Below are 13,826 nucleotides of genomic sequence, written 5' to 3' on the forward strand. Positions count from 1 at the left end.
GGTGTGGCTCATAGCGAGCTTATTCCTGAAATGATCCACGACATATGCCCACAACCAATGTGGGCTATCACGCGAGCCTAGACGAGTGAGACAGCGGGGTATGCGTAAGTTTAAATCGATGGGGCAGGCACAGCGATTGCTAGGTGCACATGCCGCTGATGGTGGCAAAAGCATCCGGGGGTACCGACAAATTACCTATTTAAGGTCAGAGGAGTCCAGCCCCAGAACTCAAGCAACTGCCTTACCCCATTCTTCAAAGTCTCTCACCCTCAGATCACGATAGCGACGATTGAATCAATAGTGCTTTGCCCTGCTAAAGTATCGGCCACGACTGGGCAAGGTGGTCTCTATAGCCCGCTCATTCAAGCACCGTCGAGCCTGCGTGGCTGCTTTGGATCGTCGCCTCACTCGCTCTCTTACTCCCTGTTTTCTCAATGCTCGCGCACAACTCGACACCGATGTAGGCACTCAGTTCTTACAATGTTCCGGGATAGAATATTCCCCTTCAACTACGCACCATAACACTCCTCCAGAGGGTTTATATTCTGTCGTTTTTCCAGACTTATTATACTCGGAGCATATGGTTAATATAAAAGGGGGTGCATATTCCAGAACGTCAGGGACACACAACATACTACTAATAACTGGAGTTTCACCCCTATCGTTAAAATCACCGAGCTCTTGTTCTGCTCCGACTGCCAATTCTGAAATTTCTGAGGGAGGCATATTTGCAAAATCTTCGACCTGTTGAAGCATCATTTGCATAAAGGCATTACTCATATATGGATTGTCTTGATAGCCCCTTATAGCTTCTTTTAGCGCAGGAAGGTTTTCATTTACTTCATTTACTTCATTTACTTCATTTACTTCATTTACTTCATTTACTTCATTTACTTCATTTACTATTTCTAACATTTGTTTTTCGTTGGCTTCAACTTTATCGACATCAGCAGAATATGATTCAACGCTAATCATTAAGATGCTTAGTCGCAGTATTGATGTAAATATATTCATCACTATCTCCTAAGAACTTAAGTGCTCATTTTTTTAACCCGCTAACCCCAGTGTAGACTAAACTAGCCACACTTAAATAGGATCGGTCACAGGCCCTATTTCACTCGTTTCATCTATTCAATATTTATCGCTATAAATCAGTAGGTTATATCTGAATGGCTAAGGCATAGAATACACTTTTAAACACGTCCCGTGAGAGCTCCAAATTCTCCCTTCGAGGTATCACTGAGTCTGGTGTTTAAATGTTTGAAATCAGGATGCGGCGACGTCCAGTTTCCGAGACACCTCTGAATCCCCTGCCCTAGCTTACAGTGAGTCTCGGCACGCGCCCGAGTACGTCACCTGCGCGCCCACCACCATCCCGGGTACCCCGGGGACATTGCATCCCCGCTTACGCGAGTACAGTGTCGGCACAATAGGCTAGAATATTCAGGGCGTCTGCTTTCCACCCAAAGCGGACTCATTGTTATGCTTCTAGTGAGAAAATTATGAATTCTGAAAGACTGGCGGCCATTGAAGCCATTAAGGTATTGAAAGCACGTTACTTTCGATACATGGATACCAAGCAATGGGACAAGTTGAGCACGGTGTTCACATCAGATCTGGTGGCGGATTTTCAAGAAGGGCCGGGAGAGATCTCTCACGGTCGCGATGTCTATATGGAGATGTTAATCGGCGCAATTGGAGACGCTATAACCGTGCACCACGGACATACCCCAGAGATAACGCTGCTAAGTGATAGCACGGCAGAGGGTATTTGGGCGATGTACGATATAGTTGACCACCCACAGTTTTTGCTCGAGGGTTGGGGGCATTACCACGAAAAATATCGAGCGGACAGCGACGGCAACTGGCGTATCACCGAACTCAAGTTAACTCGATTGAAGCTCAATTTCAGTGACAAAAAGGCCTTGCTCTGACAACACGCACTCTGCGTGCATAGTGCTGTGTATACATTTTCTCCGTCTTACCTAACGAGATTTACAGAATGCTCTATTTTGAAGATATTCAGCTGAACGTGCGACAAGAATCAACGTCCACTACCTTGACGAAAGAGGAAATAATTAGCTTTGCAAAAGAGTATGACCCTCAACCCTTCCACATCGATGAAGAAGCCGCCAAAGACTACCCGTTTGGGCTCATAGCTTCAGGTGCCCATACTTACGCGATAAGTTTGAAACTGTGGAATACTATTTCTACAGAAGCAGTTGCCTCTATTGGCGGACTGGGTATCGATGAGATGCGCTTATCTCATCCTGTTAAACCTGGAGATCAATTAAGGGTGCAGACATACAATGAGAGCAAGAGGCAATCAAAAAGTCGGCCTGAATACGGGATACTGGTCAGCAAAGTTAATGTCATTAATCAGAATAATGAGATTGTCCTGAGTTACAAAACGGCAGCCCTTATTGCGAAAAGACCGTTACCATAAACATCAGCCGCCGGTATGATCGCCTCTATAAAGCCTATAGCGCTTTTTAGGCCCCTCAAATCTGCTAAGCTGGGCGAAATAACGCTACTGCACAGGAGTTCGTCATGAGCCAATGCCCCTATATCAATTTACTGGGACTGGATACCTACGTTAACGGTATGCCCTATGCCGAGCTGGCGAAAATTCGCGCAGCAGGCTCCATGGTGAAAATGGATGACCCCGAGAACGGCGTGCCTTACTGGGCTGTCGTAAAGCGCGACGCACTAGACTATGTCTCCCAAAACCCAACATTATTCTCGTCTAATGAGCAGGGGCCTTTCCCCACCGAGGTACCTCCCGGGCAGGAAGAGATCAACCAGATTATGCTCGACAACTTCATTATTGCTATGGATCCGCCCAAACACATGAAGTATCGCAAGGTCGTGCGGGACGCATTTACACCCAAAGCGGTGGGAGAAATGGAGCCGTGGTTACGTCAACACGCTAAAGACATCATTGACCGGGTTGCTGCGCGCGGCGAATGCGAGTTTGTCGAGGAAGTTGCCGCCGAGTTGCCGTTAATGGCCATACTTGAAATTCTTGGCGTACCGCAGAAAGACCGCAAGCAATTTTTCAGCTGGACCAACATCATGGCTTTTGCGGACGACCCTGACATCGCTACGTCTCTAGAAGAAGCCCAGGCGGCTAGCTTCGAAGTTATTGCCTACGCAATGGCGCTGGCGGCTGAGCAGCGCAAAAACCCTACCAGCACTGCGGTACAGGCGCTGCTCAATGGCGAGGTCGAAGGCGAAAAGATGAGCGAAGAGCTGTTCGCTTAGATGTTCATCCTCATTATGGTCGGCGGCAACGAAAGTACTCGCACCGCAATAGCACACGGCATGCGCCTGCTAATGGAGAATCCCGAACAGTTACAGTACCTAGTTGATCACCCCGAGGACATCTCACAGGCGGTAGAGGAAATGCTGCGCTACAACACGGCCTTTATTGCGATGCGGCGCACCGCCACACAGGACGTCGAATGGAACGGTCACAATATCAAAAAGGGCGACAAGGTGATCTTGCACTATCACGCGGTGAATCACGACGAGGATGCATTCGGAGACGATGCGATGGTATTCGATATTCACCGTCATAAGCGCATTCCAAATTTACGCGGTGAGATACGTTCCTTTGGGGTGGGCGAACACTTCTGCCTGGGCATGAGCCTAGCGCGTCTGGAGATGAACATTATGTTCGAGGAGATAATCCCGCGCCTGCGCAATGCAAAACTTGCTGGCGATACGACCTATATGCGTTCTTACTTTATCAATACCATCAAGGCCATGCCGATTACATTCGATCCCCAGTGAAGTACCCGCCGCAGCGTGCTATTTCTTGCCCATAAAATGGAGTCTAAAAAAACACATCAAGAAACCCGGGAACACGTTTCGCGAACGTTTCAACAGCGTTGGCCGCCAATTCCTGTGGGTTAACGTAGCCGCTATCGTTCGACCGACAATTTTTCTTGTTGCCATCTATCCAGAAACCGCCAAAGGGTTGCGCAGACCAGCGCATGCTCGATAGTAGCATCCAACAAAAGCGGCCTGAGGCGATCGATCGGGACAAGCTCTACTTCAGTCTTTTCTGTTTCACTATGGTTCGTTATCGGCCTGTACTCGGTGACATGACCGTAAAAGGTATGCAGACTGTTATTAAACAGAGCGGGGTTGGGGTTCAACTCACCCAAGCTATACGGTTTCTTCACCACGTACCCTGTCTCCTCATGACACTCCCGAGCAGCAGCTTTGCGTGGTTCCTCTCCAGCATCCACCATGCCACCCGGTATCTCCAGCGTGACACGTTGACTCCCGTGACGGTATTGACGAATCATCACAACCTCATTGTGCTCTGTGATAGGCACCAGATTGACCCAATTCAAGCTATCGATGAAGACAAATCGATGCTCTTTTTCAGTATAGGGAGAAACATCAGTGGCTTCGCAAAAATCAAATATTCGTGTCTTTTGCAAAACCTGACTTTCTTTACGCGTCCAATTTTTTATCCTGGTCACTACAGTATCCGTGCTCCAAAGTGCAGTTCGCTACAGAGTGTGCTCTTGCTAGACACCCCACGCCGTTAGTGCTCTGCGCGCTGCGGCTTCTTCACTCTCGGGGATAGGTGCGCGACTAAATAGCCTGACAATTAAATGGCAGAACCTTCCCTTTGGATAGCAATCCATGCTTCGATCGTTCCTCCGACTTTAATCGGCAGCACTCTCCAGTACATGATAAAGGGGGTGCCATCTTTTTTATAATTGATTGCTTTCCCCTCGAATTTCCCGCCCGACCGGAGCGCCTCCGTCAGGCGATTGATGACTTTTTTGTCAGTACCCGGGCCCTGAAGGATCCGCGGGGTTTTTCCTATAACCGCAGACGGATCATGTCCGGTGAGCTTTTTAAATGCTTTATTGGCGTAGGTGATCTTGCCACTGGATGTGGCGTCCGTTATCAATATGGAGTCGAAGCTATTCGCCGCAAGCACCTTCAGCAGGGTCAGGCTAGTTTCAGTGTTACCAAGCGTTGTCTCAATTGCAGAAGCCATTTTACACTCTCGTTGTTGGTGGGGTAACCGATATATACGGACCGAGGGCACACTGGGATCACTCCCTACTGAAAAATTAATACTCGTGGAGCTGAAAAACTGCCTAAACACTTGACGCACAAGCATTGTCACTTGTCTGCACCTTTTGAAGAGGGCAAGGGCAAAGGTGCTATGACGTCTGACTGCCCCTAACCTGGTTGCGGTCTGGCAGCCCCCAGCGGCGCCACATCAGCGGCAGCAGCAGCAGGCGATCAAGCCGCGAATCGCCGCTCTTGCGGAGGTATTCAAGGCCCACGGCCATCACTGCAGTATCCTCAAAAGGGACCTTGCGTGCTGTGCCAAACAAATAGTCAAACCAAGGGACGACGGTGCCATAGTTGCTATTGGTAAACTGTGGGTCAGGGCTATGGTGCAGGCGGTGAAAGTCTGGCGTGACAATGATGTTACGCAATACTCGATCTACTGCAGCGGGCAGATAAATATTACTGTGGTTGAACAGTACTAGGAGCACTCGGACCAGCTGGTAAAAAACCAGTATTAGTGTGGGCGCACCAAAAAGGAGAAAAATCGGCAACAGTATGATGGTGTCTATCGCCACCTCCGCGGTGTGGTGCCTTTGGGAAGTGGTCACATCAAAGGTGGTATCTGTATGGTGCACGGCATGCAGGCGCCAAAGGCCGCTAACTCGATGAAAAAGCCGGTGAATCCAGTAGCTTGCGAACTCAACCAGTACGACTATAAGCGCGATCGCCACGAGCGGCTGCAGCCGCTCATAAAGTCCGGGGTCGGGGAAATATGAACGCAACAGCGCCCAATTTCCAAGTTGCAGAGTGAGCCAAAACAATACGAAGAAGTTAATGCTGGCGAGAAACCAGTTGGTGAGCCAATGTCCCACAGGAACACTCATGCTATGTCGTCTAGGCCACAGTTGCTCAAGCACCAGCAGAACCAGCATGCCGCCAAAGATCACCACTAGCAGGAAGAGACTTTGCTGGTCAATGAGATAGGCGAGCCTCGGATCGTCGTGTGACGGCGCGAGAGTGATGCTATTCGACATGGTTGCTATGGGGCCTCAAGAATGACCGCTATGGCACCACTCTGCAGTCTATTTCACAGTGATCTGTGTCCGCCAGCTCGGCTCCAACGTCACAGGCATCGGGTAAATTGAACCAAACGGAATTGCAATCCTGCTCGCGGGTGAAAACCGGGGACCCTATGGTCATGGGGACGCCGGATGCGTTGGTGTAAATATTTTGGGTATCACCCGAAATATTTATCCTCTCGCCCGTCGGATCGGATATCGTCTTGCTGCCCTGAGCATAAGCTTCGTGGAAAAGGCTGGCGCCACCGCCTGCACTGGCCAGCGCTGCCAGAACAAGCGCGCCTGCGATAACGGAGGCAGTACCGTTTTGCCGCTTTCTGAACGCTACAAACGCGATAAAGACCAGCAGCAGAGAAAGTAATATCAATAGAGTACTGCCCAGCATCGGAACGGCCGTGGCCGACACGGCCGCCGGCGAAAACGTGATAGAGCCGGCACTACCCCCGGCTGACACTGTGGAGGCGCCAAACAATAGTGCGCTGCCCGTTAGAATGGATAGTGGCTGCCGGATATTTTTCATAGCATTATCTCTGTTTATTTTTTTCTGCGGAATTGGACGGACATTTAAGCCCAAAAGGCTGAGTTCTGTCTAGCGGTAATAGGACTGTCTAAACAAAGAGTACTCATTGTATTTCTGTACCGTTTGGTACAGAATAGGGGTTCTGTTTTCATCGAGACCGCAAATGGCTAGGCCCACCGAATTCGATCGCACTAAAGCCTTAGAAGCTGCCATGAAACTTTTCTGGGTCCGGGGTTTTATCGCAACCTCGCTGCCAGACCTGCTTGAAGCCATGGGTATAGCGCGCTCCAGCTTTTACGCCAGCTTCCACACCAAACGAGATTTGTTCATAGAGTGTCTGGAGCTGTTTGGAGATCGTACCCTCGCGATGATTAACGAAGGCGCCAAATCACTGCATCCCAGCGCCCTGCCCCACGCGTTTTTCGAATCTACCGTGATGAATGTGTCTAGCCGCAAGGCAAAGCAGGGTTGCATGATGGTAAATACCGTACTGGAACTAGCCGATGCAGATCCAGAGCTCAATCAACTGGCGACACAAAAACTCAATTCGATTGAGCAAGCCTTTGCAACAGCCTTTTCACTGGCGCAGAAAAACGGCGAACTGGATACTACACACAGCCCTAAAGAATTGGCCAGCCTAGTGATGACAATTAACCTAGGACTGCGGGTACTAAGCCGTCAAAATAAATCTCGAGAAGAACTCGAATCTATTATCGAAAACAGCTTGTCCCTACTCGGACTCGCTGCTTGAATCCTAATGCAGCTATAAGGAAGCCTTGCCATGTTGTCTGAAACCATGTCCTATGAGAAAAAATTTGCCTCGGTCAAGGGCAAGCAAATTGCCTATGTCGAGGAAGGCAGCGGCGATCCTATTGTATTGCTACACGGCAACCCAACGTCCTCTTTTTTGTGGCGCAATGTGATTCCCGAGCTTGTCGAGTCTGGCCGGGTCATTGTCCCTGACCTGATTGGACAGGGTGATTCGGAAAAACTTCCCGCGAGCGATGGGCCAGAGCGTTACAGCCTGGAAGTCGCTTACAGTTATGTTGATGGTCTGCTGGAAAGCATTGGCGCCAACGAAAATGTTACGCTGGTTATTCATGATTGGGGGACCGGCGTTGGTTTTCTCTGGGCAATGCGTCATCCAGCTGCAGTAAAGGGTGTCGCCTACATGGAAGGCATTGTTAAGCCCGTCAGCTGGCGTGATTGGCCTGAAAGCGCAGTGGGAATCTTTAAAGGCTTCCGCTCGGACAAAGGCGAGGATCTGATCCTCAACCGCAATATGTTTATCGAGGGCGTACTACCATCATCTGTCATCCGACCATTAAGCAATACAGAGATGGATGCCTATCGTGCACCTCATCTTGAGACAGACGATCGACAGCCGCTACTGAACTGGCCACGGCAGATCCCCATCGAAGGTGAACCCAAGGATGTAGTGGCCCTGGTGAACGAATACGGCGCGTTCATGGCCGCCAGCGATATACCAAAGTTATTCATCAATGCAGACCCCGGTTCCATTCTTGTGGGGGCACAGCGCGAATTTTGTCGCAGCTGGCCGAATCAGCAGGAAGTGACCGTGAAGGGCCTCCATTTTATACAGGAAGACTCACCCGTTGAGATTGGCCAAGCAGTGGCCAATTGGTTAAAAGCTCTCTAGCCAACCCAGTCCCACAAAGAAACCAAAAGGATCAAAATAATGTCAGATACAGCCGTATATATCATTGCCAACCTCGTAACGCACGACAAGGCGGAGTACTTAAAGTATGAGAAGGGGTTTTTCCCACTGTTAAAAAAACACGGTGGCTCCTTCATCACCTATGACGATAATATCAAACATATGGAAGGTACCGAGCCCAGGCCGGGTCGCATCGTAATATTTCAGTTCCCTTCAGAGTCCGCCGCAGAGACCTGGTACAACGACCCAGACTATCAGGCCCTCTCTGAATACCGCAGGGCGGGGGCAGAACTGAAGTCACTGACGATGGTGCACGGACTTCCACCGAGGAAGTAGCTGCAGCTATCGCCTGAAGTCTTCGCCCACCAAGGTGGGCGAATTTCCGATCCAAAAGAAAACTAGTGTGCGCATTCCAGCGGGGGTATTTTTAGGGTGCCAGATACAAACTTCTTGGTGGGATGTTTCATGCGATTGCGTCTCTAATCAATTGGACTCCATTGGCGCATTGACTGAAATAAAAGTGCCCCTAAAATAAGCAAGGCTAGCGATAGTGCGCTGGGGACGTTAGAGTAACTGCTTCATTGATGAGAGGATTCTCGCATGACCAGTCTCATACGCCAGATCATACAGGCGTTTTCAATACTCTCGCCTGTGAGGCATATATTGCATACAGTAATTGAGGTCTAAGGTGTGAATATTGGTATCGACGCGACCTGCTGGTGGAATAATCGTGGGTTCGGCCGATTTACCCGGGGGCTCTTAACCGCGCTATTCGAGCTGGACACACATCATCACTACACCCTGTTTACCGACCAACCGATGGCTGACGTCTCACGCTTTAGCCATGTCACAGTTATTGAAGTTCACTCCTCGCGTCCCACAACGGAAGCGGCTGTTGCTGACAGTAATAGATCGCCCTTTGATATGCTAAGACTGTATCGCGCCGTGGCGGGAGCACCCCTTGATATTATGTACTTTCCTGCGGTGTATTCCTGGTTTCCGGCACCGCTAAAATTACCCACCGTAGTCACGGTCCATGATGCTATTGCTGAGCACTATCCCAAGCTTATCTTCTCATCTTGGCGGAGCCGTTTTTTTTGGACCCTGAAAATCAAGCTCGCGATTTGGAATAGCGATCGCATACTTACCATGTCGGAAGCCGCAAAAGAGGAAATAGTCGAGTATATCGGTGCGCGTGCTGAGTCGATTGATATCGCGAGTGAAGCTCCCAATCCATTGTTTCGCAGAACCACGGATCAAGTACTTATTGCAGCCGCGCGCGCGCGCGCAGGCCTACCCGAAGCGGCACCCATTATTGTCTACGTTGGAGGGCTCGCGCCGCATAAAAATTTGCACGGTCTTTTAGATGGCTTTGAACGCGCTAATTCGCGCGGTCATGCACAGGAGGTCCATGTGGCTCTGGTCGGTGATTTTGAAGGAGCCGGTTTCTTGTCCAATTATGGCAGTCTGTGGAGGCGAGTGGAGCAAAATCCCGAATTACGTAATCGGGTACATTTTACGGGCTACGTCTCAGACGAGGACCTAGTCGCGCTCTACAGCTCCGCTATCGCCGTGGCAATGCCATCGTACTCGGAGGGGTTCGGACTGCCGGCTATCGAGGCGATGGCATGTGCTACGCCAGTGTTATCCAGTAATCTAGGGTCATTGCCGGAAGTGGTGGGCGACGCAGGGATATATTTTGACCCCTTTGATGTTGATGCCATCGCACAATCGATAATAGAAATAGTCGAGAATACCGGCTTGCGGGAAGAGCTTTCCGCCAAGGCGTTAGCAAGGGCGCCACAATTTACTTGGAGGCGGTCGGCAGAACTCACGCTGGCGCACCTCGAAAGACTTTACGAGAGCTAAGCGACGTAAGAAGATCCGCGAGAAAGGCCTCCATGCGATGATTTGTCTCCAATAGCAGGCTTTTCACAATCAGGCTAAAATCGCTTTTTCTAACCATCCAGAAAACGCTAACGCCGCGTGCTTTAACATGGCCCAGCTTTCTGACCAAGAGTGAGGATATTCTGTTTACAGCCTCTTCTTATGTCCGCGATACAGTATGACCATAATCTGACTGTCCAAATATTGCGATTTTACCCGTGGATCTCCTTCGTATAGATTACGAAAAAATCCCACGTTCAACCTCAATTATTCGGTGGAGAGGGTTACTCGTTCTCCTCGCTTTACGCCTTCAACGGAGTTCAATTCATTTATCGCGTGTAACAAACAGCGTGGATTTTATCGGGCGATGACGCAGGAAAATGACGAGCGCCAGAACAAAGGTAAAACCTTCTGCTACCGGTAGCGCTGCTACAAAACGATGGTCGGATACCAAATAGTAAAACAATAACAAGAAAACCGCAGGAAAAATCAGACTGTGGGATGCCGCGACCACGCCCGACTGAAAAGGCAGGTGTATGGCCGTGAGATAACCCGATATCAGCATATTGAAACCAGCAAACAGGAACAGGGGCCAGACGTAGCTAACCAATTCTGTGGCCAATTCCACCATTTCTGTACTGTTCTTTTCATCGACAAAAAGGTGGACGAGCGGCTCGCTTGCCGTCGTAAGTAACGCGATAAAGGCAACACTGAACATTCCGATTACACAGCACGCAATTTGCAGGAATCCGCGGATACGATCATTTTTCGCCGCCCCAAAATTTTGAGAAATCATCACCTGAATGGTATCGGAGATGGCAAAAAACATCATAAACCCCAGAACCAAAAGATAGTTGACCACCGTAATGGCTGCCACACCGTTTACCCCCGCCCGCTGAATTAGCATCCAGTTCAGGATAAACGCAACGATGGCCCCAGATACTGCGTTGATAAACTCTGAGACTCCGTTATAGGCCGCCTGAAAAACCTCTCTCCAGTTATCCTGGCGAAAGCTGAATCGAAGGCTTCGCTCAGGCCTGAAAAAATAGATGAGCATTACCAACACAGGCAGTACCTCTGAAAGGCCAGTCGCAAAAGCGGCGCCCGCTAGGCCCCAGCCAAATACAGCAATAAATAGGTAATCCAACGCAATGTTGGCCACGGCCCCTATGGCAAGCGCCGTAGCGGCCAGGCTTGGCATGCCATCCAAACGTATGAAAAAGTACAACACCAGTGTCAGCAGCTGGGCGAATAAAAACGGCACGATAACCCGATAGTATTCACTCATTGGAGAGAAAAGTTCTGGTGTTGCGCCTAGCCCGGCAAATATCTGCTCTTCTAGGGCGAGTCCCAGCATGATCACAGCGACGCCATAAACCGCTACGGACAGCAGTGTTTTACTGAAAATTGCAGAGGCTGCGGCTGTCTTCCCCTCCCCTAGATACTTGCCAGCGCGCACAGAACCGCCAATAGAGAGCATCATGCCGATACCGAACAGCAGTGTCGTAATTGGAATGATGAGATTAACCGCCGCTAGAGCACTGACTCCCTCATAGTTACCGATGAAGATGCCATCCACGAGCGAGGCGGATGTCATGGCAAAAAGCCCTAACAAGGAAGGAATCAGATACTTGAAGAACGTGGGAACAATGGCGCCGTAAAGGGCGGCGTTGTCACCAGAAGGCTCACTGGTCATCCGGGGTCTCGTCTTTAAAGTCTGGCGAATGGCATTGGGTGCTCATTTAGCCTCACCTATTCTCAAAGAATAGCAGCGCGTTGTCCACTAGGTCGCGAAAGCGCCAGCTTCAGAGACCTGGATGCATTCGACAATGAAATGACCGACAATGAGGCTGCTGAACAGTTAAATACAGAACAAGCAGAATCTGAAAATGACAAACAATGATATTTTACGTCGCCTGCGCTACGTCTTCGACTTCAACGATGCGAAGATGATCGAGATTTTCGCATTAGCAGATGTCGACGTCAGGCGAGGTCATATTGTAGCCTGGCTCGTAAAGGATGATGATTCCACCTTTGAAGCGTGCAAGGATCACATGCTGGCTGCATTTCTAAATGGGTTAATCAACGACAAGCGCGGAAAAAAAGAGGGCGCCACGCCAAAACCTGAACGTCAAATTACAAACAATATTATTTTGATGAAATTAAAGATCGCATTGAATCTACAGTCGGAAGACATTATAGCGATTGCGAAGTTGGCCGGGTTTGTACTGTCTGCGCACGAGCTTAGTTCATTTATGCGTCGCCAGGGACACCGAAATTACCGCGAGTGTAAAGACCAGGTGCTGCGGAATTTTCTCAAGGGCTTGCAAATAGAGCTTCGGGGTGAAAAGACAGACATGCCCGCCAGTCATTCGCCCTATGGCAAGTGGATGCGCCCTGAACACTAAAATCCAATCGTGTCGTCCTGCTATCAGCACCGCTTTCAGTTAGAATCAACAGCGGTCGAGATCAATAAAATTGATCTGTATTTGTTCCCATAACACTTTTTATGAATTCCGAGAGTCCTATGAGCACAACCTCCTTCAAAGATAAGACAGTCATTATCACCGGTGCGTCTGCGGGCGTGGGTGCCGCTTGCGCACGTCTATTTGCTCGGCATGGCGCAAAACTGGTTCTCGTTGCCCGCGGGGAGAAGGCACTGAATAATTTTGCCGATACCTTGCGTGGACAGACCAAAGTGATGACGGTGGCCATGGATGTCGCCAACGAAACAGCCTGCATCAAGTTGATCGAGGCGGCGGCCTCCAAATTCGGAGCGATACATGTACTGATTAACAATGCTGGCCTGCACCACCGAGGAGACTTTGTGAGTCAAACTCCGGAAAATATGGCCCAGATGGTAGACGTCAATTTGCGCGCTCCTCTCTTTTTGACCGGATTGGCGCTGCCACATATCAAGAAGTCCGGCGGCGGAGCGGTAGTGATGGTGGGTTCCTTGGCGGGCCGTGCCCCGCTGCAGGGAGCATCTACCTATGCTTCTACCAAGGCTGGCATCCGGGCGTTCGCTTACTCTCTGGCTGATGAACTCATGGACACTGGCATCCATGTCGGAGTGGTCTCCCCCGGCCCTATCGATACTGCCTTTATTATGGATAGTATCGATGAGGTAGAAGATATTGTTTATTCACAGCGGATGAGCAGCGCTGAAGAGGTTGCAAGTGCGGTGCTGGCAATCGCAGAGGGCGAGCAGGTCGAAATATCCCTTCCCGCCTCAGCCGGCTGGTTGACCACCTTAGGTTATCTGCTACCGGGGTTGCGCCGAAGGCTCCGTCCCGCACTCTATGCAAAAGGACGAAAGAATAAAGACAAGTATCGCAACAGAACCAAAACACACTAGCTGAGCGCAGGGCTTTGGCAAGTTTGAGCATTCAGCTTTGAGAAATCTAAGCTCCTGTCTCCTGTCTCACGCCACTGCCCTACCCTAATCCGCGAAGGCACTCACCCTCAGGTCACGATAATATGCCATCCTGCTCAGGTGTCTTCCTAGGGCATAGAGATTACTTACCGTAACCTGTGGCGTCAGGAATCTCTGAGTCTTTCTCACCCGCTGATTCTGCCCCGGCTATAAATGAATGCTGCATTCTGCCGAAAG

Annotated in this window: 16 protein-coding genes; 10 read left to right on the top strand and 6 right to left on the bottom strand. The window is 50.0% G+C overall.

The window, feature by feature from the left end:
• Positions 1–468: 468 nt before the first annotated feature.
• The gene (locus ABXT62_RS14980) at positions 469–1,014 is read right to left on the bottom strand and encodes a hypothetical protein (RefSeq protein WP_415356078.1); all 546 of its coding nucleotides are present in this window, start codon (positions 1,012–1,014) and stop codon (positions 469–471) included.
• 488 nt (positions 1,015–1,502) lie between these two features.
• Here ABXT62_RS14980 and ABXT62_RS14985 point away from each other — a divergent pair, with 488 nt between their 5' ends.
• From ABXT62_RS14985 to ABXT62_RS15000, 4 genes are all read left to right on the top strand, one after another.
• Positions 1,503–1,934 (top strand): nuclear transport factor 2 family protein, encoded by a 432-nt coding sequence (locus ABXT62_RS14985; protein ID WP_415356079.1) that lies wholly within the window; start codon positions 1,503–1,505, stop codon positions 1,932–1,934.
• 68 nt (positions 1,935–2,002) lie between these two features.
• A complete protein-coding gene (locus ABXT62_RS14990; protein WP_415356080.1) occupies positions 2,003–2,446 on the top strand; it encodes a MaoC/PaaZ C-terminal domain-containing protein in 444 nt (147 codons plus the stop codon).
• 104 nt (positions 2,447–2,550) lie between these two features.
• Entirely contained in the window at positions 2,551–3,264 is a 714-nt protein-coding gene (locus ABXT62_RS14995) for a hypothetical protein (protein WP_415356081.1), read from the top strand.
• Positions 3,265–3,795, top strand: a complete 531-nt coding sequence (locus tag ABXT62_RS15000; RefSeq protein WP_415356082.1) for a cytochrome P450 — start codon at positions 3,265–3,267, stop codon at positions 3,793–3,795.
• Positions 3,796–3,926: 131 nt separating this feature from the next.
• Here the strand turns inward: ABXT62_RS15000 and ABXT62_RS15005 are convergent, their stop codons facing one another.
• The 4 genes from ABXT62_RS15005 to ABXT62_RS15020 form a co-directional block, all read right to left on the bottom strand.
• Entirely contained in the window at positions 3,927–4,496 is a 570-nt protein-coding gene (locus ABXT62_RS15005; RefSeq protein WP_415356083.1) for an NUDIX hydrolase, read from the bottom strand.
• Positions 4,497–4,627: 131 nt separating this feature from the next.
• Complete coding sequence (locus ABXT62_RS15010; protein ID WP_415356084.1) at positions 4,628–5,026, bottom strand: PAS domain-containing protein; 399 nt, start codon at positions 5,024–5,026, stop codon at positions 4,628–4,630.
• Positions 5,027–5,195: 169 nt separating this feature from the next.
• Entirely contained in the window at positions 5,196–6,083 is an 888-nt protein-coding gene (locus tag ABXT62_RS15015; RefSeq protein WP_415356085.1) for a sterol desaturase family protein, read from the bottom strand.
• A gap of 28 nt (positions 6,084–6,111) precedes the next feature.
• Positions 6,112–6,648 carry a midcut-by-XrtH protein gene (locus ABXT62_RS15020; RefSeq protein WP_415356086.1) on the bottom strand — a complete coding sequence of 179 codons (537 nt, stop codon included), beginning with the start codon at positions 6,646–6,648 and terminating at the stop codon, positions 6,112–6,114.
• Positions 6,649–6,811: 163 nt separating this feature from the next.
• Here ABXT62_RS15020 and ABXT62_RS15025 point away from each other — a divergent pair, with 163 nt between their 5' ends.
• The 4 genes from ABXT62_RS15025 to ABXT62_RS15040 all read left to right on the top strand — a co-directional run bounded on the left by ABXT62_RS15025 (position 6,812) and on the right by ABXT62_RS15040 (position 10,195).
• Positions 6,812–7,399 carry a TetR/AcrR family transcriptional regulator gene (locus ABXT62_RS15025; protein WP_415356087.1) on the top strand — a complete coding sequence of 196 codons (588 nt, stop codon included), beginning with the start codon at positions 6,812–6,814 and terminating at the stop codon, positions 7,397–7,399.
• Between the two features lie 30 nt (positions 7,400–7,429).
• A complete protein-coding gene (locus ABXT62_RS15030) occupies positions 7,430–8,308 on the top strand; it encodes a haloalkane dehalogenase (protein WP_415356088.1) in 879 nt (292 codons plus the stop codon).
• Between the two features lie 39 nt (positions 8,309–8,347).
• The gene (locus ABXT62_RS15035; RefSeq protein ID WP_415356089.1) at positions 8,348–8,662 is read left to right on the top strand and encodes a DUF1330 domain-containing protein; all 315 of its coding nucleotides are present in this window, start codon (positions 8,348–8,350) and stop codon (positions 8,660–8,662) included.
• A 354-nt stretch (positions 8,663–9,016) separates the two neighbouring features.
• Positions 9,017–10,195 (top strand): glycosyltransferase family 4 protein, encoded by a 1,179-nt coding sequence (locus ABXT62_RS15040; protein WP_415356090.1) that lies wholly within the window; start codon positions 9,017–9,019, stop codon positions 10,193–10,195.
• 343 nt (positions 10,196–10,538) lie between these two features.
• Here the strand turns inward: ABXT62_RS15040 and ABXT62_RS15045 are convergent, their stop codons facing one another.
• A complete protein-coding gene (locus ABXT62_RS15045) occupies positions 10,539–11,909 on the bottom strand; it encodes an MATE family efflux transporter (protein ID WP_415356091.1) in 1,371 nt (456 codons plus the stop codon).
• 193 nt (positions 11,910–12,102) lie between these two features.
• Between ABXT62_RS15045 and ABXT62_RS15050 the strand changes: the two genes are divergently transcribed.
• Positions 12,103–12,621, top strand: a complete 519-nt coding sequence (locus tag ABXT62_RS15050; protein WP_415356092.1) for a DUF1456 family protein — start codon at positions 12,103–12,105, stop codon at positions 12,619–12,621.
• Between the two features lie 119 nt (positions 12,622–12,740).
• Positions 12,741–13,571, top strand: a complete 831-nt coding sequence (locus tag ABXT62_RS15055; RefSeq protein ID WP_415356093.1) for an SDR family NAD(P)-dependent oxidoreductase — start codon at positions 12,741–12,743, stop codon at positions 13,569–13,571.
• The last annotated feature ends 255 nt before the right edge of the window (positions 13,572–13,826 follow it).

This window comes from Halioglobus sp. Uisw_031, from assembly GCF_047729875.1.
Lineage (GTDB): Bacteria > Pseudomonadota > Gammaproteobacteria > Pseudomonadales > Halieaceae > Marimicrobium.